Source organism: Pseudarthrobacter sp. TE9888 (genome assembly GCF_056279345.1).
Genome location: NZ_JBWBRD010000002.1, coordinates 2,589,049 through 2,611,826, shown reverse-complemented (window position 1 = coordinate 2,611,826; position 22,778 = coordinate 2,589,049). Strand labels below are relative to the sequence as shown.

General features: G+C 67.4%; 22 protein-coding genes. 10 read left to right on the top strand and 12 right to left on the bottom strand.

The window, feature by feature from the left end; genetic code table 11:
• Window positions 1-8: 8 nt before the first annotated feature.
• Together ACZ9J7_RS12720 and ACZ9J7_RS12715 are read left to right on the top strand one after the other, a co-directional pair.
• Window positions 9-1,415, top strand: a complete 1,407-nt coding sequence (locus ACZ9J7_RS12720) for a GntT/GntP/DsdX family permease (RefSeq protein ID WP_476209853.1) — start codon at window positions 9-11, stop codon at window positions 1,413-1,415.
• Window positions 1,415-2,026 carry a gluconokinase gene (locus ACZ9J7_RS12715; protein WP_476209851.1) on the top strand — a complete coding sequence of 204 codons (612 nt, stop codon included), beginning with the start codon at window positions 1,415-1,417 and terminating at the stop codon, window positions 2,024-2,026. The genes ACZ9J7_RS12720 and ACZ9J7_RS12715 overlap by 1 nt, the downstream gene beginning before the upstream one ends.
• Before the next feature lie 78 nt (window positions 2,027-2,104).
• Here ACZ9J7_RS12715 and ACZ9J7_RS12710 read toward each other — a convergent pair whose 3' ends face one another.
• The 6 genes from ACZ9J7_RS12710 to ACZ9J7_RS12685 form a co-directional block, all read right to left on the bottom strand.
• Window positions 2,105-3,082 (bottom strand): plastocyanin/azurin family copper-binding protein, encoded by a 978-nt coding sequence (locus ACZ9J7_RS12710; protein ID WP_476209850.1) that lies wholly within the window; start codon window positions 3,080-3,082, stop codon window positions 2,105-2,107.
• 368 nt (window positions 3,083-3,450) lie between these two features.
• The gene (locus ACZ9J7_RS12705; RefSeq protein ID WP_015936345.1) at window positions 3,451-3,654 is read right to left on the bottom strand and encodes a cold-shock protein; all 204 of its coding nucleotides are present in this window, start codon (window positions 3,652-3,654) and stop codon (window positions 3,451-3,453) included.
• 201 nt (window positions 3,655-3,855) lie between these two features.
• On the bottom strand, window positions 3,856-4,203 hold the full coding sequence (locus ACZ9J7_RS12700) for a PRC-barrel domain-containing protein (RefSeq protein ID WP_476209845.1): 348 nt from the start codon (window positions 4,201-4,203) through the stop codon (window positions 3,856-3,858).
• Entirely contained in the window at window positions 4,190-4,600 is a 411-nt protein-coding gene (locus ACZ9J7_RS12695) for a hypothetical protein (protein WP_476209844.1), read from the bottom strand. The genes ACZ9J7_RS12700 and ACZ9J7_RS12695 overlap by 14 nt, the downstream gene beginning before the upstream one ends.
• The gene (locus tag ACZ9J7_RS12690; protein ID WP_476209842.1) at window positions 4,597-5,823 is read right to left on the bottom strand and encodes an Nramp family divalent metal transporter; all 1,227 of its coding nucleotides are present in this window, start codon (window positions 5,821-5,823) and stop codon (window positions 4,597-4,599) included. Before ACZ9J7_RS12690 ends, ACZ9J7_RS12695 begins: the two co-directional genes overlap by 4 nt.
• 10 nt (window positions 5,824-5,833) lie before the next feature.
• Window positions 5,834-6,334, bottom strand: a complete 501-nt coding sequence (locus tag ACZ9J7_RS12685) for a hypothetical protein (protein ID WP_476209840.1) — start codon at window positions 6,332-6,334, stop codon at window positions 5,834-5,836.
• A 236-nt stretch (window positions 6,335-6,570) separates the two neighbouring features.
• Between ACZ9J7_RS12685 and ACZ9J7_RS12680 the strand changes: the two genes are divergently transcribed.
• From ACZ9J7_RS12680 to ACZ9J7_RS12665, 4 genes are read left to right on the top strand one after another with little or no spacing between them, the layout of a single operon-like run.
• Window positions 6,571-6,963, top strand: coding sequence for a TfoX/Sxy family protein (locus ACZ9J7_RS12680; RefSeq protein WP_476209839.1), 393 nt, complete (start codon window positions 6,571-6,573; stop codon window positions 6,961-6,963).
• A gap of 2 nt (window positions 6,964-6,965) precedes the next feature.
• Window positions 6,966-8,228, top strand: coding sequence for a flavin-containing monooxygenase (locus tag ACZ9J7_RS12675; RefSeq protein WP_476209837.1), 1,263 nt, complete (start codon window positions 6,966-6,968; stop codon window positions 8,226-8,228).
• 25 nt (window positions 8,229-8,253) lie between these two features.
• The gene (locus ACZ9J7_RS12670; protein ID WP_476209836.1) at window positions 8,254-9,039 is read left to right on the top strand and encodes an alpha/beta fold hydrolase; all 786 of its coding nucleotides are present in this window, start codon (window positions 8,254-8,256) and stop codon (window positions 9,037-9,039) included.
• A gap of 20 nt (window positions 9,040-9,059) precedes the next feature.
• Window positions 9,060-10,142 (top strand): tellurite resistance/C4-dicarboxylate transporter family protein, encoded by a 1,083-nt coding sequence (locus tag ACZ9J7_RS12665; protein WP_476209834.1) that lies wholly within the window; start codon window positions 9,060-9,062, stop codon window positions 10,140-10,142.
• Here the strand turns inward: ACZ9J7_RS12665 and ACZ9J7_RS12660 are convergent.
• On the bottom strand, window positions 10,139-10,843 hold the full coding sequence (locus tag ACZ9J7_RS12660) for a LiaF transmembrane domain-containing protein (RefSeq protein ID WP_476209832.1): 705 nt from the start codon (window positions 10,841-10,843) through the stop codon (window positions 10,139-10,141). The two genes, ACZ9J7_RS12665 and ACZ9J7_RS12660, sit on opposite strands and share 4 nt — an antisense overlap.
• 313 nt (window positions 10,844-11,156) lie before the next feature.
• On the opposite strand from ACZ9J7_RS12660, the gene ACZ9J7_RS12655 reads away from it, so the two are divergent.
• The 3 genes from ACZ9J7_RS12655 to ACZ9J7_RS12645 all read left to right on the top strand — a co-directional run bounded on the left by ACZ9J7_RS12655 (window position 11,157) and on the right by ACZ9J7_RS12645 (window position 12,817).
• Complete coding sequence (locus tag ACZ9J7_RS12655) at window positions 11,157-11,693, top strand: hypothetical protein (protein WP_476209831.1); 537 nt, start codon at window positions 11,157-11,159, stop codon at window positions 11,691-11,693.
• A 23-nt stretch (window positions 11,694-11,716) separates the two neighbouring features.
• On the top strand, window positions 11,717-12,055 hold the full coding sequence (locus ACZ9J7_RS12650) for a hypothetical protein (protein ID WP_476209830.1): 339 nt from the start codon (window positions 11,717-11,719) through the stop codon (window positions 12,053-12,055).
• Between the two features lie 75 nt (window positions 12,056-12,130).
• Complete coding sequence (locus ACZ9J7_RS12645) at window positions 12,131-12,817, top strand: response regulator (protein ID WP_476209829.1); 687 nt, start codon at window positions 12,131-12,133, stop codon at window positions 12,815-12,817.
• Between the two features lie 12 nt (window positions 12,818-12,829).
• Here the strand turns inward: ACZ9J7_RS12645 and ACZ9J7_RS12640 are convergent, their stop codons facing one another.
• The 5 genes from ACZ9J7_RS12640 to ACZ9J7_RS12620 all read right to left on the bottom strand — a co-directional run bounded on the left by ACZ9J7_RS12640 (window position 12,830) and on the right by ACZ9J7_RS12620 (window position 21,127).
• Entirely contained in the window at window positions 12,830-14,509 is a 1,680-nt protein-coding gene (locus tag ACZ9J7_RS12640; RefSeq protein WP_476209827.1) for a GAF domain-containing sensor histidine kinase, read from the bottom strand.
• A gap of 115 nt (window positions 14,510-14,624) precedes the next feature.
• The gene (gene mgtA, locus ACZ9J7_RS12635; RefSeq protein WP_476209825.1) at window positions 14,625-17,351 is read right to left on the bottom strand and encodes a magnesium-translocating P-type ATPase; all 2,727 of its coding nucleotides are present in this window, start codon (window positions 17,349-17,351) and stop codon (window positions 14,625-14,627) included.
• A gap of 80 nt (window positions 17,352-17,431) precedes the next feature.
• Window positions 17,432-18,139, bottom strand: coding sequence for a hypothetical protein (locus tag ACZ9J7_RS12630; RefSeq protein ID WP_476209824.1), 708 nt, complete (start codon window positions 18,137-18,139; stop codon window positions 17,432-17,434).
• Between the two features lie 99 nt (window positions 18,140-18,238).
• Window positions 18,239-19,294, bottom strand: a complete 1,056-nt coding sequence (locus ACZ9J7_RS12625; protein WP_476209823.1) for a 2,3-butanediol dehydrogenase — start codon at window positions 19,292-19,294, stop codon at window positions 18,239-18,241.
• A 42-nt stretch (window positions 19,295-19,336) separates the two neighbouring features.
• Entirely contained in the window at window positions 19,337-21,127 is a 1,791-nt protein-coding gene (locus ACZ9J7_RS12620) for an NAD(P)-binding domain-containing protein (protein ID WP_476209822.1), read from the bottom strand.
• A 143-nt stretch (window positions 21,128-21,270) separates the two neighbouring features.
• Between ACZ9J7_RS12620 and ACZ9J7_RS12615 the strand changes: the two genes are divergently transcribed.
• The gene (locus tag ACZ9J7_RS12615; RefSeq protein ID WP_476209820.1) at window positions 21,271-22,575 is read left to right on the top strand and encodes a GAF domain-containing protein; all 1,305 of its coding nucleotides are present in this window, start codon (window positions 21,271-21,273) and stop codon (window positions 22,573-22,575) included.
• The last annotated feature ends 203 nt before the right edge of the window (window positions 22,576-22,778 follow it).

Below are 22,778 nucleotides of genomic sequence, written 5' to 3'. Positions count from 1 at the left end.
GAAGCAACATGCAATCCCTTCTCCTTCCCGCCGCCACAGAGCCGTGGAACGGACACGACACCCAACTGGTCGTGGTCGCCGCCATCGGCATTGCGCTGATCGTATTCCTGATCGTCAAACTCAAGCTCCATCCCTTCCTGTCGCTGGTCCTCGGATCGGCGTTCGTCGGCCTCGCCTCCGGGGTTGAACTGGGGAAGGTCATCAGCAACTTTGAAGACGGCGTGGGGGGCACGCTGAAGGAAGTTGGCCTGCTGATCGCCCTCGGCGCCATGCTGGGCAAACTGTTGGCAGACTCCGGCGGCGCCAACCGCGTCGTGGACACCCTGCTCGGCAAGGTCTCTCCGAAGGTCCTCCCCTGGGCCATGGCCCTGGTCGCCGTCATCATCGGTTTGCCGATGTTCTTCGAGATCGGCCTCGTGCTGCTGCTGCCCGTCATCGTCCTGGTGGCCCAGCGGTCGGGCCGGAAGCTGATGCGCGTAGCCATCCCGGCCCTCGCCGGCCTCTCCGTCCTGCACGGCCTGGTCCCGCCGCACCCCGGTCCCCTCGTGGCCATCTCCAGCCTGAACGCCCCGTTGGGCATCACCCTGGCACTCGGGCTCCTGATCGCCATTCCCACGGTCATCATCTGCGGCCCGCTGTTCGCCATCTACGCTGCGCGTTGGGTCCCCGTGGATGCCCCGAAGGTAGCCGGCGGCATTGATACAGAACACACCCAGGCCGATCCTGACGCCAAGCGCCAGCCCACGTTCCTCGTCACCCTGCTGACCATCGTCTTCCCTGTCGTGTTGATGCTCCTCAAGGCCGTGGTGGACATCGTCGACCCCAACGCCAAGAACCCGAGCGCCGCACGCGTCTTCTTTGACTTCATCGGTGAACCGCTGGTTGCCATGACCCTGGCGGTCCTGCTGGCCCTGGTGACGTTCGGCTACGCGGTCGGCTTCACCGGCACCAAAATCGGCGCCAAGATCGGCGCCTCCGTTGGGCCCATCGCAGCCGTGATCCTGATCGTGGGCGCAGGCGGCGGCTTCAAGCAGACCCTCATCGGGGCCGGAGTGGGCGATGCGGTTGCCAAATGGGCCACCGGAGCCAATATCTCCGTCCTGGTCCTGGGCTTCCTCATCGCGGTCGCCATCCGGCTCGCAACCGGGTCAGCCACCGTGGCAACCGTGACGGCGGCGGGCATCGTGGCGCCGCTGGCGGCCAGCCTCTCCCCCGGGCATGCAGGCCTGCTCGTCCTCGCTGTGGGCGCCGGTTCCCTGTTCCTCTCCCACGTGAACGATGCTGGTTTCTGGCTGGTCAAGGAACTCTTCGGCTTGACTGTTGGCCAGACCTTCAAGACCTGGTCCGTCATGGAAACCCTCATCTCCGTGGTCGGATTCGCCCTGGTCATGATCCTGTCCGTGGTGATCCCTTGATGGATGCCGCACAGACCCCCGAGTCCGTCCAGCAGCCGGTCCTGGTCGTCATGGGCGTGTCGGGCTCCGGTAAGTCCACGGTGGCAGGAATCCTGGCCGGCCAGCTCGGCTGGGACCTGGAGGAAGGCGACGACCTGCACCCGGCCGAAAACGTGGAAAAGATGGCGTCCGGCATTCCCTTGACCGACGAGGACCGTTGGCCGTGGCTGGACACGATTGCCTCGTGGATCATCGAACACACCATGGCAGGGATCCCCGGGATCATTACCTGCTCGGCGCTGAAGAAGACCTACCGGGACCGGCTTCGCGAGAAGAACGTCGTCTTCGTGCACCTGTCAGGTTCCAAGGAACAGATCGGCCGCCGGCTGACGGCGCGGATGGACCACTACATGCCCCCGTCCCTGCTTGATTCGCAGATCGCGACCCTCGAGCCGCCGGGACCGGATGAGAACACCATCGTGGTGGACGTGGGGCGGACCCCCGCGGAGGAGGCTGCGGAGGTGGTCAGGCGGCTGGGGCTCTCCCCGGCTTCCGGTTCATCCGCCCTGGGGCACCCCCACCCGGGTACGTCCTCCGCCGCAGGCCAGCCAGAGGACCCTGCCGGCGTATAGGCTTCTCCGCCCGGCAGGCTGTAACGCCACCGTGCCCGGCTGGGGCAAACGCTCCAGCCGGGCACGGAAGCTGATTCATTAATCGACGACAATCACCTTGCCCACCATGCCCATGTAGTCATGGAGCGCGCAGATGTATTTGAAGGTTCCGGTTGCCTTAAACGTCACTTCGAATGACCCCTGTGGGGGGATAATTCCCGAGCTGAGGTCGCCGCCGGTGAAGTCGGCAGGCGTGCCGGACGGGGCGAAAATATTCGCCGGTTCGTTGCCGAAGGTCACGGTGTGTGGAGCACCCATACCGTTATTGACGAAGTTCACCTTTTCACCAACATGTACCGTCACGCTTGGCTGGACGAAGCGCATGACCATCGCCACGCCGTCGTCACCACCCGCCATGACCTGGTGGTTGCTGGCTTGTTCGGCCAGCGAGGCGTCGAGGTGCTGCCCATCGCGGATGACGGACCGCGCCGCGTCCCGTGCTTGCCTGTTGTAGTCACCCTGGTTATAGGGATAATCCGTGCCCTGCTCGCGCACATGGACGGTTCCCTTCATCATCTTGCCGTGAACCAGGCAGTAGTAGGTGAAGTTTCCCTCGCGCGGGAACGTCAGGCTGTAGTCCTTGACAGCCGGGAAGCCCGGCACGTCAACGTTGGCCATGATGCCCGAGTTGTAGTACGACTTGCCGTCGTAGTAATCCTTTCCGCGCTGCTGCAGTTCATTGGGATCGAACGGATTGAAATCCTGCAGCGGCTGACCCGACGCCAGGAAGGTCACCGTGTGGATCTCCGCGGAGTTTGCGTGCCACATAATGGTGTCCCGCTCATTGATGAAGATTTCCGAGGGAAGGAATGCCATCCCCTGGATCTCCTGGTCGTGGGATTCAGAACCCACCTGCACGTGCCAGGTCCGGTGCCCCCAGTCACCGGCCGCGGCCGGGCCGGCAAGCCCCAGTGAAGCGAGCAGTGCAACAGCGAATGCAACGATAAACGACAGTTTGTTGAATCTTCGAGTTATTCCCCGAGTGTGCTTCATAGCGATGCTTTCTCGAACTGCCATCGGCCAGAGGCGATAAGCAGCTGCAGCCAGTCCAACGCAGTGGACAACTGGCCAGACGGGCCGCTGTTTTCGGAGTGAAGGTGCCGGCTGCCGATGCCGGGGAGCGCGGGCAGCTGGTGCCGGCCGACTTACGTGCCGGACATGCACCACCCCATCTGGTGCCGCGTCATTGGAGATTTCCAAACGCCGCCGTGGGCGTGGGATTGGCACGCTGCGTACGTACGCACATTACAGAATGCTCCTTCAACCGTCCTTTGTCGAGGAGGAAATATTTCCCAGATCCTGGCCGTCGCGCAAAAGAAAAGCAGGGCCTGCCGTTGAACGGCAAGCCCTGCTTGGAAACCTAACGGTCCCGGATCCCTAGGAAATTAGAGAGCCTGGATGTTGGTGGCCTGGGGACCCTTGGGGCCCTGCTCGGTGTCGAAGGAAACCTTCTGGTTCTCTTCGAGGGAGCGGAAGCCGGAGGAGTTGATCGCGGAGTAGTGCGCGAAAACGTCCTGCGAGGAGTCGTCCGGGGAGATGAAGCCGAAGCCCTTTTCAGCGTTAAACCATTTGACGGTACCAGTAGCCATTATTTTGTCCTTCGTGAAGGTGGAGGGAACGTCCCGACTTTCGGGCCCTCCGGCGTGGGGTGTTCAAAAACCGCTACTTCAGAAGAACACGGACTTTCGACCGCGCGTACTGCCTGAACTACCAACTGCATAAACACAACAACAGGTCCTACACTACAGGAGATTTGACGCTCGCCTAATTGCATGCCTGCCGGGCCCGGCTCACGCCTCCGTCGCGCCCTGCAGCGCAGGGCTGTAACGGGTGTACCCGGGCCGGAGCCGCACCGATCGCGGGCCCACCATGGCGATGTCTTCCCACAGCACCAGGAATGACCCGCGGTGACGCCAGCGGAGGATCTGGGCCACCAGCCGGGGCCGCATGAGGCCGTTCCGGTCGTAGCCCATGAAGGAGGCCGTGCTGTGCGGGCCGATGACCAGCCCAAGCAGGCGCGGCTCCGCCATCAGCTGGTGCGGGGTGCCGTCCAGGACGAACCGGACGTCTGCCACCCGGCCCAGCCTCCCGCCGTCGGCGTCCAGGACGGGGGTGCCCAGCAGGTCACCGAGGATCATGGCGGCCTCCCGGAATGCGCGCAATGATCTTGTCCCGGACCCACCGCTCCACCCAGCTCGCATCCAGCGGCTCCCCGCTGATGCCAAGCCGCAGCACCACGCCCACCTCCGCTATGTCTTTCCACGGGATGCGGATCAGCCGGGACGACGGCGGCCTGCCGCCGAAAATGCGTGTACCCAGAACCGGCCCGGTCAGCAGCGACTTAAGGACAGGCGCGGCCGTCCCGGGCTCGATGGCCTCATCCACCGCTGGGCCGCTCAGTTCAAGGTCGTCGACGGTGGTGACCGGAACGCCGTTGTGGTCCAGAACCTGCCGGTCCAGCAGGTGCAGCTGGGCGTCCAGGACGCGCCCGGCCACTTTCGGGGCGGGAGGCAGCGGGTCGTGCGACGATGTCATGAGCCGGCTCCTGTCACGATCATGAGGGGGATGGCGGCGATGGAGGCCACCAGGATGATCACCAGGTAGACCATGCCCAGCCCGTTGACCACCCGCCCGTTCACGTGCTCGCGCATGTACTGGGGGTCGTTGGCCACAATGAGGATGGGCAGGTAGGTAAGGGGCAGCGCGATCGCGGAAAACACCACCGAGTACTCGGTCACCAGGACCGGATCCACGCCGGTAGCCAGAACCGCGATGCCCACCAGCAGGCACACGATCATGGACAGGTGGAAGCGGGCGGCCTCGGCTGGACGGCGGAACTTGCCCCAGGACCAGCCGAAGAACTGGGCCAGGGTGTAGCCGCTGGAGAGGGTGGTTTCCAGGGCTGCGCCGAAAGTCGCCGCCACGATCCCCACCAGGACCAGCGCCAGGCCGACCTTCCCCGCGCCCTCGGCCACAGGCAGGATCACCTGGGACAGCGACGTCACCGAAATGCCGGCGGGCAGCAGGACGACGGCGGCGCACGCGGCGATGGAGACGGACAGCAGGCCACCCAGCGGGAATCCGATGAGGACGTTGATCCTCTCCTGGAGCAGGTCCTTCACCGTCCACCCCTCCTCCACAGCGCCGGAGGAGAAGAAGAAGACCTCATACGGGGTCATGGCCGCGCCGAACAGGGCGATGGCGTAGTAGCTGTAGGTCCACACCGTTTCCTGCGCCGGCACGGCGGGCGACAGCTGCCCTGCCAGCGAGCCCCAGTCCGGCTTCAGCAGGAACAGTGCCACGGCAAAGATGACCAAGGTCAGCCCCAGCAGGCCCGTGACGTTCTCCATGACGGTGAACCGGACGCGCCAGACCACCAGCCACACGGCCAGCGCCGCCACAGGAATCCACAGCAGGTAGTACACGCTGCTGGCCAGCTGCAGGGCCAGGGCTACGCCGCCGATCTCCGCGGTCACGGTCATCAGGTTGATCAGGAAGGACGCCGCCAAGTTGGCCAGCCCGGCCCGCGCGCCCAGCCGTTCGCGGATCACTTCAAAGGTGGCCCGGCCGGAGGCCGCAGCCACCCGGCCGGACATGTTGGCGAACAGGCAGATCCCTACGACGCCGACGGCCACCACCCACACCAGGGACAGGCCAAATCGGGATCCGACGACGGCGTTGGTCACCAGGTCCCCGATGTCCACAAAGCCGCCGATGGCGGTGAGGACCCCGAGTGCGACGCCGAGGAGCCGCTTCACGGTTCAGCCTTCATGGTGACCCCACCTTGCCTTCGAGTTGCTTGAGGGCGTCCTGCGCGCCGGCGAGCGCCTTGTCCCCGTCGGACACGGAGGGGGTGCCGCCGTCGCCCGCTGCCAAAGCCGCGCGCGCCGTGGCAAAGCCCGCGGCGCACTGGTCCAGTACGTCCAGTGCCTGCTTCTGGGTTTCGCGGTCCTCCGCGGTGGCCGGGGAGAGCTTCAGGACGGTGCTTCGGCTGGACTGGAGTTCCTTGAGCTCGTCATCGAGCGTGGTGGAGGTGGCGGCACGGGCCAGCTTGCCGTCCATGTCCTGGCGGAGCGCGATCCGGGCGGTGGCGACGGCAGAGGAACTGTCCTTGACGGCTGTGGACACCGACTGGCTGGTGCCGCCGCTGCAGCCGGTGAGGAGGGCCACCGCCAGGACGGCGGGCGTGGCAAGGGCCAGGGAACCCAGGTATGTCCGGCCCGGCCGCGTGTTGCGTCCTGCCGGCCCCGGAGCTGGAGTTGCCAGCACCGTTGCCTCCAACCTTCCGGGAAATCCCGGGTCCTCGGAATCCGCCCTTTTCGCGAGGCAGCCGCAATTAGTTGCCTATGGTCAGGTATAGCACCGGCCGGGGAAGTTTGACCTGCTCAAAGCGGGATTTGTTCCCGGGAAGTGGCCTCCGGCAACGGCCCCTCGACCCCACCGCCAAACGGGCATATCCTGCATCCAGATCCTGCGGACAAACCCTGCCAACGGGAGGCAAAGCCATGGAGATGCCCAAGGCGACCGAGGAAGAAAAAGAGCGGTTCCGCCGCGTGGTCCCCGACCACCCCGGGGTGGTGGTCAAACCCATGTTTGGCAACCTGGGAGCGTTCGTCAACGGCAACATGTTCGCCGGGCTGTTCGGGTCCACCATTGGCGTGAAGCTCTCCCGTGAGGACAAGGAACTGCTGGAGTCCTCCGAACGCACCATGCCGTTTGGACCCGCGGAGAGGCCCCTGGGCGGGTACACCGGCCTGCCCGAGGTGTGGAATGAAGAGGGCGACGGCGACGACACCCGGGCGCGGGCATGGGCCGAGAAGGCTCTGGCGTACGTCGGCTCCCTGCCGGCCAAGGAGCCCAAGGCGCCGAAGGCACGGGCACCCCGGACAGCCGGCTGACCGTGTCCGCCCCCGCTGTCTCCCGCGAGGCGACCCACACCGTGGTGGTGGGCGCTGGCCAGGCGGGCCTGGCCACCAGCTACTGGCTGGCGCAGCGCGGCGTCGAGCACGTGGTCCTCGAACGGCGGGACGCCCTGGGCGGGGCCTGGCAGGACCGGTGGGACTCCTTCTACCTGAACACCCCCAATTTCTCGGTCACGGCGCCTGGAAAGTCCTACGAGGGGACCGAACCGGACGACTTCATTTCCCGGGATGCCACCATCGATTTCTTCCGCCGCTACGCGCAGCACATCAACGCCCCGGTGCAGCTGCGCACGGAAGTCACCAGGATTTCGCCCACGGATACCGGCTTCACCGTGGAGACGGGCCAAGGCAGCTGGTCCGCCCGCAACGTTGTCCTGGCCAGCGGTGCGTTCCAGCGCCCGCGCATGCCGGCCGCCGTCGGCATCTCCCCCGCCGTCCTCCAAATGCACAGCCATGAGTACCGCAACCCCGCCCAACTGCCGGACGGGGCGGTGCTGGTGGTGGGGACGGGGCAGTCCGGTGGCCAGATCACCGAGGATCTGCTCGACGCCGGGCGGACCGTGCACCTGTCAGTTTCCTCGTGTCCCGAGGCGCCCCGGCGGTACCGCGGCCAGGACATTTTCCACTGGATCATGGCGGTGAACATCCACGGACCGGAGTACGGAATCAACGCGCTCCAGGTGCATGGACTGCCCTCCCCGGCCGGGCGGTTCATGTGCAACCCGCTCCTGTCCGGCAATGGGGGCGGCCATAGCGTGCACCTGCGGGGATTGGGGCGCCGCGGAGTCAGGCTGCACGGCCGCTTTGAGGGAGTGGACGCGGGCGCGCTGGTGTTCACCGACGACCTCCCCCAGCGCCTGGCCCTGGTGGAAGCCGGGTTCCGGCAGCGGCTCGGGATGCTGTCCGACGCTTACATCAGGGCGGCCGGGCTGGACGCGCCGGAGGCCGACGTCCCGGAGGAGGACCCCTGGCTGCCTGCGGACACCGGCGCCCGCCTGGACCTGGCTGCGGAAGGGATCACCTCCGTCATTTGGTGCACCGGCTATGGCCTGGACTTCGCCATGCTGGACCTTCCCCTCCTGGATGAGTGGGGCTACCCCCGCCACGCCAAGGGCGTCACTGAGCACCCGGGCGTCTACGCCGTCGGACTCCCCTGGCTGACGCGGCACATCTCCGCCACCCTGGTGGGCGTGGGTCCGGACGCCGAGCACGTATCCGAACATCTGGCGGCGCGCGGCTGACGCGCCGCCCCTGGAGGTCTTTGCCGTGGAACCGTACCGCGTGATCCTGCTGCCGGGCAGTGTGCTGCCCGCCGGTCCCGCCTATGGCGCGCTGCTGGGAGCCCTGGGGGAAAGTGCTGATGCCCTGGCCAAGGACCTGGAGCTTTATCAGGATGACGCGCCACCGCCTGGTTGGAACCTGGACACCGAAGGGGACGGCGTGCTCCGCGAGGCCGACGCCCGCGGCTGGGACAGCTTCCACCTGCTGGGCTATTCGGGCGGCGGCGCAGCGGCCCTGGCGCTCACTGCCCGGCACCCGGAACGGCTGCTGAGCCTGGCCCTGCTGGAGCCGGCCTGGGCCGGCACCTGGGACTGGAGCCCGGAGCACACGCGGCTGTGGCACCGGTACGGGGAACTGGCTGCCCTGCCGCCGGAGGAATTCGTGGCGTCCTTCATGCGGCTGCAGGTGAAGCCCGACGCCGTCCTGCCGCCTCCGCCGCCCGGCCCGCCACCGCAGTGGATGGCCAAGAGGCCGGCGGGCATCAGCGCCTTCCTGCACGCGTTCGAAACGTATGACCTGGACCGCGGCCGGCTGGCTGCCTTCGACAAGCCGGTGCTCTTCGTGCTGGGCGGCATGAGCAGCCCGGATGAGCAGGGGGACAACGCCGGCCGCCTGTCCCGCGTCTTCGCCGATTACCGGCTGGAGGTGTTTCCCGGCCGGCACCACTTCGATCCCCCGCACCGTGCGGAACCCGGGCGGGTCGCCGCGCTGCTGCGGGCGCACTGGGACCGGGCGGAGGCGCAGGTGGAACGCCGCACCGGTGCGCCCTGAGCCAGCCTAAGCTGGGTGCCATGGACACAGCCACGGATGCCCCGGATTCCCTGGGCTCCCGCGCCGGCGAGGCAGTACGGACGCTGACGCCCGGCTACTTCGCCCTCACGATGGCCAGCGGGATCATCTCCGTGGGCCTCGAACTCGAGGGCTTCCACGCGCTTTCCGTGGCGCTCCTGGTGGTCTGCGGGCTCTCCTACGTCCTGATCCTCGCCCTCAGCCTGCTCCGCCTGGCAAAGTTCGCCGCCGACATGCGTACTGACTTCATGGATCCCGGGCGCGCCTTCGGATTCTTCACCTTCATCGCCGGAACAAACGTGCTGGGGGCGCGGCTTGGCATGGCGGGATGGCAGGGCACGACGGCGGTCCTGCTTGCCGTCGCCGTACTGGCCTGGGTGGTGCTCGGCTACGTCGTGCCCTGGACTGCGGTGCTTGGCCGGTCAGAGCGGCCCGTGGTCAAGGATGCGAACGGTTCCTGGTTTATCTGGTGCGTGGCCAGCCAGTCCGTGGCGGTTGCGGCGGCGTCGATCGAGCCTCTTGCCGGGCCGGAGTGGCGCGCCGCCCTGGCGCTCGTCGCCGTCGTCGCCTGGTCCGTGGGACTGATCCTCTACGCGGCCGTGGGGATCTTTGTCTCGCTGCGGCTCATGACCTACCCCATCCGGCCGGAGGACCTGCGCCCGCAGTACTTCGTGGCCATGGGCGCCATGGCCATCAGCGTCCTGGCAGGTGCCCGGATCGTGGAGATGGCGGGCGCACCCATGGTGGACGCAACGCGCGGGCTGGTGGCCGGGGCTTCGGTGGTGTTCTGGTCGTTTGCCTCCTGGCTTTTCCCGGTGCTCCTTGCGGCGGGGTGGTGGCGCCATATGGTCCACCGGGTGCCGTTGTCCTACGAGCCGGGCCTGTGGAGCGTCATCTTCCCCCTGGGCATGTATGCCGTGGCCGGGATCTACCTTGGCCGCGCGGACCAGCTGCCCCTGGTGGCGGCGATCGGCCGCGCCGAATTGTGGCTGGCAGTTGCGGCCTTCCTGGCCACCCTCGCCGCCATGCTCTGGCACCTGTGGGCCACGCTGCTTGCGCCGGTTGTCCGCGGGGCCGGCCGTTAGCCCGCCCGCGTTCCCGGGCCGTGGGCCTTCTGCCGTCCGTCGCGGTGGGCGAGGTAGGCGTAAACCATGAGGGCGAGTCCGGCGAGGATCATCACCGCGGGGAAGGCAACGTCCACCGGGATGAGCAGCGCCGTCGCCTGGAGGATGAAGATCAGGCCCATGACGGCGAGGATGCCGGCCGGGATCAACGGCCATCTCATCCGCTCGGCGTGGCCGCCGGCCTCGTCCGCGGTGTGGACCGGGACCACTGACAGCACCCCGAAAGTGGCGGCCAGGCCCAGGAAGAGGATGGCGGCGGTGGGCGTGCCCTGCAGTTGCGGCGGGAGGGCCACGATGAGAGCCAGCGTGAACATGACGCCGGAAGGGATCAGGGCCCACCAGTTGGTGCGTTCGCGCACGAAGACGGCCGCGAATCCGGCAGCCATGAAAAGGAACAGGAAAGCGGCCCCCCAGGCACCCCCTGTGAGCTGGGTGGCGGTGACTACGGCTGCCAGGCCAAGGAACACGGACCCGGGGATGGCCGCCCACCAGTTCTCCCGGCGGCGGACGAACAGGGACAGGAACAGAACCCCCACGGCCGCGAAGATCAGCGGTGCCGTGAATGCGGCGGTGTCCATGACGCCCAGCCGGTCAAGGAGCAACAGCACGCCCAGGGCGATGAGGATCACGCCCGCAATGACGCTCGTGTTTGCAGATTTCACCGTGTGCCTCCCGGTTCGGCAGGCGGCCGTGCACCGCGCCGCCCATTTCAGGCTAGGGCGGCTCCAAAGCCCGCAACAGGGCACTAAGCCCCCGTCCGCCGTGATCGGTCGCGGGAGTCCCGGCGATGACGGGACCTTCAGCCCTATAGCCAGCTGGGGATGCTTGGCATTCTGGTGAGGGCAGTCTCCGGGTCCCCACTGTGCGGGGCCGGAGCGGCCCATCAAACCCCCAGTGACTTTCCACCCGAGGCATCCACGGGATGCCCGCCGGTGCGCAGCCGCATCCGGCCGGCTGGATTTTGAAAGGACCGGCATGTCCGCTGACATCCTCACGTTCCGCCCCGCCCGAATGCGGCAGGCGGAAGCTGCCCGCCGGCGCGCGATGCTCCTCCACCCTTCCAATTTCATCCCCGAGCCAGTTCCTGGCGGTGACGCCGGGAAGGAAGCTGAACAGCTCGCCATCCGGTTCGATTCGCTCTATCAGCACTTCCTGGACCACGGATTGCCGGCGAACCAGGCCCGGACAGAGGTGGCGCGGACGGCAGCACGGGACATTTGGGACGGTTTTGCCTCCCGGTTGCGCGGCCACCGGGCAGCCGGCCAGCAGCTAGACGCCAATGTCCTGGCCGTTGCCCTTGCGTCAATCCAGTGCATGAACATCGCCCTGCCACGGCGCCCGGACGACCTTGACCACGCTGTCCGCGCCGTCAGTACCGCCCGGCGCCGCCTCCAGTACAACGGCGGCCTGCTGGCGCGCCTGCATCCGCACCGAAACCCGGCGTTCCATGATGCCGTGGCCACGCTCCAGGCGCTGGAGGTATTCCTCACACCGCAAAAGAAAGCCGCCTGAGACGGGACGGGGTGGTCAGGAACATGGCAACCGAGGACGAATACAGGGCAGTGTACGGCGGCGGCTTCCCGGCGGCAGGCCTGGGCGCCGCGGCCGGGCTGGGCGACGGCGGATGCAATGCCATTTCCAGGGACAACGGCGGGCTGGTGGGCCGCTGGAGTTCATGGGAAACTGCCAGCGTGGCACTGAACCGGCTCCAGGAGCTCGGCGGGCGGTATGAATACCGCCTGGAGGAGTCCCATCAATGGGTGACCGGTCCGGAACACAACACCATCTGCGCTGTCTGCAGCATCCCCCGGGAGGCTCCGGTACCCACCGTTACAGCGCTGGGAATGGAGTGGCCACAAGTGCTGGATGAATAAATGTGGTTCCTTCCGGAGGGGCGGCTGCAGGGAGAGGGCAGCCGGGGAGGGCATCGAACCGATGAGAGCGTCTTAATGAACACACCTGCAGAACCCCCTGGAGAGGCTGCGTTCCCCGCCTTGCCCGTCCGGGTGTTCATCCTCAATGACCACGAGATGGTCCGCCGAGGCCTGGGCGACCTGCTCGAGCATGCGGGATTCGATGTTGTTGGCGCAAGCGGATCGGCTGCGGAGGCGGCCCGCCTGATCCACATCCTGCAGCCGGACATCGTCGTGCTCGATGACAGGCTGCCGGACGGAACAGGCATCGAGGTGTGCCGTGACCTGCGCGCAACTGCCCCGGACGTGAAGTGCCTGATCCTTACCGGCTGGGACGAACAGCACGCGGTGCGCGCAGCGGTTCTCGCGGGCGCGTCAGGGTATGTGCTCAAGCGGATCGGAGACCATAATTCTTTGATCAACTGCCTCCGCATCACCGCCGCCGGCATACCGCCCATGGGTCCGGGGGTCAGGGAGCGGGTGGCCGAAAGCCTCCATGCCACCGCTTCCGCGCCCTGGCTCAAAGCCATGACACGGACGGAGCGGAGCGTGCTCGCCCTCATGGCGCGCGGGCTGACCAACCACCAAATCGGGCAGGAGATGGTCATGACCGAGGCTGCCGTCGCCGCCAGCGTCTCCTCCGTGCTCCAGAAGCTCGGCTTCCGGCGGCGGGCCCACCTGATACCCGCGCCCATCCCCCGGGCCTGGGAACTGCTGCACTGACCAAACCGCCGGTCAGCCGGCAGCGGGCGCCCTCCACGTCACGCTGGTGCCTTTGCCGGGGACGCTGTCGATGATGCATTGACCGCCCAGGCGGGCGGCCCGGTTCCTCATGTTGGTCAGCCCGCTGACCCGCTGGGGATCCTTGAACCCGCGCCCGGTGTCGCGGACCGTGAGGACCACGTCGCCATCCTGGACGGCGAGCAGGATGGCGATGTCCTCCGATCCCGAATGCCGGACGGCGTTGCTGACGCTTTCGTGGAGTACCGGGAGCAACTGTGCGGCGACATCGTCGTCCACCGCATCGTCCACCGGCCCGGAAAACTGGATCCTGGGGAGGAATCCGGACGCGTTGGCGGCTTCCTGGACGGCGCGCAGCACCCGCCCGCTGAGCAGTTCCCTATCAGGCTCACGGGCCTGCAGGGAGTAGATGGTGTCCCGGAGCTGGTGGATGCAGTCGTCGAGTTCCGCGGTGATCCCGGCGATGCGCCGCTCGTGTGCCTGCGGATCCGCTGTGTAGCGGCGCAGCCCCTGGATGCTCAGCCCGGCAGCGAAGAGCCGCTGGATCACCAGGTCGTGCAGGTCCGCCGCGATCCGTTCCCGGTCGATGAACAGGGCGTGCTCCTCGCGCAGCTGGTTCGCCTTGAGCAGGTCCAGCGTCAGCCCGATCCGGGAGGCAAACACTGCGCTTTGTTCAGCATCGACGTCCGTATAGCGGGCGCCGCCAACGGCCCGGGCCAGGACCAGGACGCTGTCGCGGTGGCCGTCACTGTTGCTGCCCAGGGCGGCCACCAGGACCGGGCCCAGCTTCTCGGCCGACGTCGGATCGAACACCTGGAGCGGGTCGGCCAGGACCCTGGACTCCCCCGTCTCCAGCACTTCGGACAGGATGGCGGCGGCGGGCAGTTCCTGGCCGCCAGGCATCGACTGGGCACCCACCGAGGTCCGGCACCTGATGGTTCCGTCCTGCCCCACCGATGCGATCAGGGACAGGACAGAGGAAGAGGCGTTGAGGGCGCGTTCGGCGATCATGTCCAGGTTCTCGGTGTCCGATCGCGGCTGGTCCTTCAGGCGGTCGCTGACTTCCATGCCCGCTTCCAGCCAGCGCTGGCGGCGCCTGCTGTCATCAAACAGCTTTGCGTTCTGGATGGCCACACCGGCGGCGGCCGCCAGGGCAACCGCCAGGTCCTCGTCCTCACCCGTGAAATCCTGGCCACCGATCTTTTCCGTCAGGTACAGGTTCCCGAAGACCTCGTTACGGACCCGGACCGGGACGCCCAGGAAGGTGCTCATGGGCGGGTGGTTGGGGGGAAACCCCACCGCGATGGGGTGTTCGCCCAGATCGTGGAGCCGCAGGGGCTTGGGTTCGCGGATCAGCTGGCCCAGCACGCCGTGGCCGGTGGGCAGGTCGCCGATCACCCGGGCGCCTTCTTCATCGATGCCCACGGTGATGAAGTGGCTCAGCTGCTGGTCGTCACCGATGACGCCCAGGGCCCCGTAGCGCGCCCCGACAAGTTCGCACGCAGACTGCACCAACCGGTCCAGCACTGCCTCCAGGCTCAGGTCCTCCGTCATGGAGACGACTGCGCCGAGCAGCCCCTCAACGTGTTCCTGTGCCCGGACAAGATCATCTGCCCGCTCTACGAACTCCCGCAGGAGTTCCCGGGTCCGTCGCCTAATAGGTTCACGCCACATGTAAAAACGCTCCGATATCGAACGCATCCACGGCGGGCTGCCTCACCCCGGATCCGATATTTGAAAGCCCCCAGCGTCCCGTTCACCACTCTAACAACCCGTGGCGCCGCGCGCCCTAAAGGTTACGGCCGGCCCCGGCCCGCCGTGCCCTGCCTCCCCTCAGGACGCGTCCCCGGGCGGCAGGAATCGGGAGCGGGGGTACCTTGACGGGGATGCTGAACCGGAACGCCCGCCGGGCAATGTGGTGCGTATCCCTACGGCGCCGGACGGGCGGCGGCGGGGCGGGCAGCTGCTGGGCGTCGCGTGCGAAGAACCATTGCTTGGCCACCTCCACCAGCACCAGGTACACCACCACCATGCCCATGAGGGCCAGGAAGAACGGCACCGGCAAGGGGTCGAAGCCCAGCACTGCGGCCACGGGTGACAGCGGCAGGAAGATGCCGAGGGCCACCACTCCCAGCGAGGCGGCGATCAGGCCTGCTGAGGGCCGGCTCCGCAGAAAGGGGACCCGCCGGGTGCGGATGGCGAAAATGATCAGCGTCTGGGTGGCGATGGATTCGATGAACCAGCCGGCCCGGAACTCCCCCGGAGCTGCGGTAAACACAAACAGCATCAGCGCGAACGTCGCGAAGTCAAACAGCGAACTGATCGGCCCGAAGAGCAGCATGAACCGCCGGATAAAGGCAATGTCCCAGTGCGACGGCGCCCGCAACTGCTCCTTGTCCACCCGGTCCCCCGGAATGGCCAGCTGCCCGGAATCGTACAGCAGGTTGTTCAGCAGGATCTGGCCCGGCAGCATGGGCAGGAAACTCAGCACCACCGAGGCCACTGCCGCGCTGAACATATTGCCGAAGTTGCTGGAGGTGCCCATCAGTACGTACTTGATGGTGTTGGCGAAGATCCGCCGGCCCTCCATCACGCCCTCAGCCAGCACGCCCAGGTCCTTGTCCAGGAGGACGACGTCGGCCGCGTCCTTGGCAACGTCAGTGGCGGTATCGACGGAGATGCCGATGTCCGCCTTGTGGAGTGCCAGCGCGTCATTGACGCCGTCACCCATGAAGCCCACGGATCCGCCGCTGAGGCGCAGCAGGGCGATAATGCGTGCTTTTTGTTCGGGCGAGACACGCGCGAAGATCGTTGCCGTTCGGGCGGCGGCGGCGAGGTCGGCGTCGGACATGGCTTCAACCTGGGCACCGGTGAGGGTGCCGCCTGAGATCACGTCCAGGTCCGCACAGACCTTCTCCGCCACCTTGGCGTTGTCCCCGGTGGCGATCTTCACCGAGATGCCCAGTGCTTCCAGGAGGTCCAGGGACTGGCGGGCACTGGCCTTGGGGCGGTCCAGGAAGACGAGGAAACCGGCCAGGGTCAGGTTGCGCTCGTCCGCCGGCATCAGCCTGTCCAGCCCCGGGGCCGGGCGGGTGGCCACGGCAACCACTCGGGAGCCGGCGTCGAACTGTTCGTCCAGCAGTGCCTGCACGGCGGGCGGGGTGGATCCGCAGAGGGCCAGGATGTCCTCCGGGGCGCCCTTGGTGACCAGCTGCGCGGGGCCGCCGTTCTCCCGGACCAGCACTGTGGTGCGGCGCCGCTGGTGGTCAAAGCCGATCAGGTCCACCCGCTCGAAGCGCCCCGGGTCGAAACCGGACGCCCCGGGGCTGTCCCACAGGGCGGCATCCAGCGGGTTCTGCCCTGCCGGGGAATTTTTGGCCTCCGCGTAATCGGTCTCGGTGGCCAGCAGGCCCAGGGTGAGCAGGCCGTCGTCGGACGTCTCCGCGGCGGCTGGCAGCGCACCGGTGAAGCTGATCCTGCCCTCCGTCAGGGTGCCGGTCTTGTCCGTGACCAGGATGTCCATGTCCCCCAGGTCCTCGATGCATACCAGGCGTTTGACCAGCACCTTGCGCTTGGCCAGCTGCCGGGTGCCGGTGGCCAGGGATGTGCTGACCACGGCAGGGAGCAACTGCGGGGTGATGCCGACCGCGATGGCCAGCGAGAACAGCAGCGATTCCAGGAGGGGCCGCTCCAGCAGCAGGTTGGCCACGAAGATCAGCGAGGTGAGCACCATCGCTACCTGCAACAGCAGGAAGGAGAACCGCTTGAGTCCCAGCTGGAATTCGGTCTGCGGCTGCCTCTCGCCCAGCCCGAGGGCGATGCGCCCGAATTCGGCCCGGCCGCCGGTGGCCACCACCACCCCGGTGCAGCCGCCGGACTGGACCACCGTGCCCATGAACACGCAGGAAGTGAGGTCCCCCAGTGCTGAACCGGGTGCTACGGGGGAAGCTTCCTTGGCCGCAGGCTGGGACTCCCCGGTAAGGATGCTTTCATCGCAGAGAAGGTTGTTGGTGGTCAGGAGCCGGATATCCGCGGGGATGATGGCACCCAGGGAGAGATGGACGACGTCGCCCGGTACCAGGGCGGTAACGTCCACTTCCCTGGTGCTTCCCCCGCGGAGTGCCACGGCACGGTGCGTGACGCGGTCGTGCAGGGCCTCGGACGCCCGTTCCGCGCGGTATTCGTTGGTGAAGCCGAGGCCGACGCTGACCAGCAGGATCACGCCGATAACGATGGAGTTGGTGGCGTCGCCCAGGAACAGGGACAACCCCGCGGTGACGATCAGGAGGATCAGGATGGGGCTGGCGAACTGCCGCCCCAGGACTGCCCAGGCGTTGGCACGGTGCGTGCGGACCGCATTGGGGCCCAGCTGTTCCAGGCGGGCGGCGGCTTCCTCCCCGGTGAGGCCGCCCGGCCCGGATCCCAGGCGTGCCAGCGTTTGCTCCGCCGTCAGGCTTGCGGCATCAGTGATGGCCAGCTGGAGGGAGCTGCGCTCCCGGACGTTCACGTCTGTCATGCCGATCCGTTCGGACGCGTGGGCTTCTTGGCTTTAACCTAAGGCAAGGGTACGACGGCGGCGGCATTCCACCTTGGCAGTTACTTCAGGCTGAGCACCTCGTCAATCGGCCGGCCGTTGACGTACACCTGCGCGCTGGTGGCTCCCGATGCGGCCATGGCGGTGTACTCCAACTGCGCCTTCACCCGCGGATCATCGCATTCCCCGGCCAGCATGAACTGCCCGGAGAGCCAGATGGTGATGGTGCTGCCGTTCAACTCTCCGCCCAAGTAGGTCAAGTTGGACTGGTAGAGCGCATTTACCAGCCCGGACATGCCCACGTCCCGGCTCTTATTGGCCAGCAGCGTCCCCACACTGGGGCCTACCTGGTCGGTGAAGCGGACGGGTGCCGTGGTGGTGGCCACCAGGCTGTCACCGCAGCCGATCATGGGCCCCGAGACACCGTTGTCCCCCACCGCCACGTAATAGATGGTCAGCGGGGCAACCTGTTCCGGGAGCCCGGTGGGGGCAGGCTCCTGCGTTGGCTCCTGCGTGGGCGGCGGGCTTGCCGGGGCGGACGACGGCGGCGCGGCAGCCGGGGTGGTGGGCGCGGCTGAGGTGCTGCCCGGCGTCGTCGGGGCCGCCGTCAGGGTGGGGCCCGCCGTCGTACTGGGACTGGTACTGGCCGTGGGGCTCGGGGCCGCGGAACTGGTCGTGGGACCGGGCGACGGCGTGCCGGAGCAGCCCGTGAGGACCAGCAGCCCGCTGAGGCCGAGAACGCTGAGTACCGAAAGCCTGGGCTTGGTCATGATGCCCCCTTGGATGTGGGTCCCGCGGCCGTGGGACCCACATCCAAGCTACGCCCGGGGGTTACTCCAGAACAGGGACTAAAGTCCGAGCACTCCAGGCTACGGATGCACCAGCACCTTCACCGCCGTGTCCTTGTGGTTGATGAGGGTGTCGAAGCCCTGCTCCACCAGGTCCTCCAGCGCGATCCTGCCCGTGATGAACGGCTTGAGGTCCACCTTGCCCTCCTGCACCATCCTGATCACCGCTGGGTGGTCGCGGACGTAGGCGATGGTGCCGCGCAGGTCGATCTCCTTCAGCACCAGCTTCTGCATGTCGACGGTGGCGGGCGCGCCCCAGATGGACACGTTCACCACCACGGCCCCGGGCCGGACGGCGTCGAGCATGGTGTCCAGGACGGCGTTCACGCCGGCGCATTCGAAGGCGACGTCCGCCCCGGTGCCGCCGGTGAGTTCGCGCACCCGCGCCGGGACGTCCTCCTTGCTTGGGTCCAGGACGTGGTCCGCCACGCCGCTGGAGGTGGCCTTCTCCTTGCGGGCCTGGGTGAGCTCACTGATGATCGTGGTCACGCCCATGCCTTTGAGGACCGCCGCGGTGAGCAGGCCGATCGGCCCGGACCCGCCCACCAGCGCGGTGTCGCCTGCCTTGACGCCGCTGCGCGCCACCGCGTGGTGCGCCACGGACAGCGGTTCAATCAGTGCGGCCTCATCCAGCGGGATGTTGCCGACGGGGTGCACCCAGCGCTGGTCCACCACGATCTTCTCGCTCAGCCCTCCCCCGCCGCCGGACAGCCCGATGAACCCCATCTGCCGGCACAGGTGGTAGCTGCCCGCCTGGCACATGTCGCAGGTCCCGTCCACGAAATAGGGTTCGACGACGACGTTGTCACCCACTTCCAGCCCCTCCACGCCTTCGCCGACTTCAGCCACGGTCCCGGAGAATTCATGCCCCAGGGTCACCGGGGATTCCTCGTGGGACAGCGGGTGCGGATGCCCCGGCGCGGGACAGAAGATTGGCCCCTCCAGGAACTCGTGCAGGTCCGTGCCGCAGATGCCGCACCACGCGACGTCGATCTTCACCGCCCCCGCCCGCAGCTCCGGCTCCGGGATGTCCTCGATCCGGATGTCCTTGCGGGCGTGGAAACGTGCTGCCTTCATGATGGTCCTTTCATGTGGGTTTCGACAGGCTCAACCGCCGAGTCAGCGGGTGTGGTGGCTGGGCTGCAGTTCGTAGACCGGTGTGTCGAGTCCTTCCATCCGGGCCTTCAGCTGCAGCGCCAGGTAGGCGGAGTAGTGCCGGCTCTGGTGCAGGTTGCCGCCATGGATCCAGAGGTTGGGCACATTGGTGGGCTTCCACATATTGCGCAGCTCCCCCTCCCAGGGACCAGGGTCTTTTGGCGTGTCTGAGCCATATCCCCAGCATTTGCCCACCCGGTCCGCGATTTCGGGCGAGACCAGGTCCGCCAGCCACCCGTTCATCGACCCGTACCCGGTGGCGTAGACAATCAGGTCCGCCTCCAGTTCGGTGCCGTCATCCATCACGACGGCGTTGCCGGTGATCTTGGTGACCTGCCCGTTCTTCAGCTTCACCCTGCCGTCGATGATCAGCTGGGAGGCGCCGACGTCGATGTAGTAGCCGGAGCCGCGCCGCAGGTACTTCACGAACAGGCCTGAGCCGTCCACGCCGAAGTCCAGGTCGAACCCGGCGGCCTCCAGCTGGGAGTAGAACTCCGCGTCCCGGGATGCCATCTCCTGGTACACCGGCACCTGGGCCCCGGGCAGGACGCGCATGGGCAGGGAGGCGAACAGCAGATCGGCCTTTTCGGTGGTCACGCCGGCGGCGAGCGCCCGCTCCGAGTACAGCTCACCCAGCGCCAGGTCCATCAGGGACTCGCTGCGCGCGATGTGGGTGGAGGAGCGCTGGACCATGGTGACGTCGGCCCCATGCTCCCAGAGATCGGCGCAGATATCGTGCGCCGAGTTGTTGGAGCCGATCACCACGGCCTTCTTGCCCGTCCAGTCCCCGCCGCCCGGGTGCTGGGAGGAGTGCCGCTGCTCGCCCAGGAAGGACTCGGCGCCGTCGAAGACCGGGATGTTCGGGTAGCCGGAGACTCCCAGGGCGAAGATGAGCTGCCTCGGCCGGAGCGTCACCGGTTCGCCGTTGCGAAGGACGTTGACCTCCCATTCCTGCGTGCCGTCGTCGTACGCCGCCCCCACGCACTCGGTGCCGGACCAGTAGTTCAGCTCCATGATGCGGGTGTAGTGCTCCAGCCAGTCACCGATCTTGTCCTTGGCGGCGAAAACGGGCCAGTCGTCCGGGAACTTCAGGTAGGGCAGGTGGTCGTACCAGACGGGATCGTGCAGGTGCAGGGACTTGTAGCGGTTGCGCCAGGAGTCGCCGGGGTTCTGGTTCTTCTCGACGATGATGGTGGGCACGCCAAGCCGCTTCAGCCGGGCGGCGAGGCCGATCCCGCCCTGGCCGCCGCCGATGATCACGCAGTACGGCTGCTCCTCGTAGCCGAGCCGCGCCTCCTGCTCTTCCTTGAGTTCCTTCCAGGACCGGCGGCCGCGGACAATTTCGTGGGCCACGCCCTGCTCCCGCCGCGGACCCTTCTTCTCCTCGAAGCCCTTGAGTTCCTGCATGGTGGTCAGCAGCGTCCAGCATTTGCCGTTCCGCAGCCGGAGGTGGCCGTAGCCGCGGGCGGCACCGGTCTCGAACGTGATCCAGGCTTCCACATTCTCTGCGTCCCCGGTGCCAGCCTCCGAGAGTGCCCAGTTGGCCGGCTGCACGTGGTCCAGGGTGGCCGCCAGCATGCGGCGGATGTCCCCCTTTCCTTCCAGCGTCTTGAGGTTCCAGGTGAATGCCACGAAGTCCCGCCAGTAGCAGTCGTCCTCGAAGAGTTCCAGCGCGGCGTCCAGATCGCGCCGCTGCAGCGCGTCATCCAGCCCGGCAAGCCAGGCCTGGGCGGCAGCCGTGGGTGTTTGGGTCATCTCCACTCCTTTGTGCTGTTTCATGGGCTCCACCCGCCCGATATGCTGGGGCGGGCGTGAGCTGAATCACCAGTTGAACGCGGCGGGGGTAACAGCGGCGTTACACGGATCCGGCAAGGGAGCCGGGCTGCGAGGAGGAAACGGTGGACTACGGCCAGAGGTTTTCGGACCCGGCGCGGTACGCACGGACGCTGCGGCGCGCTCACGAGCTGGTCATCGCCGGTGTCACACGGCCCGAGATCCCCGCCCGCCTGGTCGATTCGTGGCACCGGTCCATGGCCCTGGGCATCAGCCCGGACCAGCACAGCCCGCGGCACCTGCACGAGGTGTCCGAGGTCCTGGAACTGCGGCGGGAACACCGGCTGCAGCAGGTCATGCCCGCGCTTCACGATCTGTTGGCGGATGATTCCCGGTCCGGCCGCCACCTGCTGGTGCTCACCGATGCCAGCGGCGAGATCCTGTGGCGGGTGGGCAGCCCGGATGTGCTCCGGCGTGCCGACACGCTGGAGTTCTCCGAAGGCGCGGACTGGTCCGAGGCGGGCATCGGCACCAACGCCATCAGCGAGGCCCTGGTTACCGGCGGCGCCGTGCAGCTGTTCTCCGCCGAGCACCTGGTACGCACGCACCACGAGTGGGCCTGCACGGCGGCGCCCATTACGGACCCGGCCACGGGACGGGTGCTGGGCGTGCTGGATGTCTCGGGGCCGCTGGACACCATCAGCGCGGACACCCTGAGGATGGTGCGGTGCGCCGTCCGCGTGGCGGAGGCCTTGCTGGGAACGTCCGACGGCGGCACCTCCCCGGGTGCCCCCTCTTCCGTGGCTGCCTCTTCCGTGCGTGCGTCGCGGCGGCCCGCGCCCATCGCCGCCAGGTCCGTGGCGGTGGAGTCGCTGGAACTGCTCGACGACAAGCCCGCGGCAGTGTTCGCTGACGGGAGCCGCGTGCCGCTGACCCTGCGCCGGGCGGAAATCCTGGCGCTGCTGGATTCGCGCTCGCAAGGATGGTCCGCCGAGGAACTGGCGTATGAGCTGCACGGGGACGCGGGGACGCCGCAGGCCATCCGGACGGAGATGTTCCGGGTGCGGTCCATGCTGGGCAGCGCCGTGGAGTCCAACCCCTACCGCCTGGCCGCTGGCCTTGCCGGACATTCCGATTCCGGGAGGGTCCTGCGGTTGCTGCGCGATGGTCTTGTGGCGGAAGCGCTGGAAGCATACCGGGCACCCCTGCTCCGCCGGTCGGTTGCCCTTGCGGTGCAGCTGCTGCGGGACCAGCTGGACCTGGCTGTGGGATCAGCCGTGCGGGCCGGCGGGGACGCATCGCTGCTGGTTCAGTGGCTTTCCACCGACATGGGAGCTGTTGACCCGCTGGCTGTCGAGGCACTGGGCCGGCTGGTGGGCCGCGGCGATCCGCGCTACCTGGCCTTCCGGGCGGCCTGCCCCGCTGGTTGAGCGCGACAAGGGTGTGGCCGCCGCTTCCGTAACCGGGGAGTTGTAAAATGGCCGGGGCCACACCGTCCGGCGCTACGCCTGCGCTGGAGAACAGACCCCGGGCTCAGCCGGGGCTCCTGGACAGGACGGGCAGTGTGGACCAGGGAATGGTTTCCGCTTCCGCCTAAAGCTGGGGAGCACAAGGGATGTCTGGGGCTACCGAA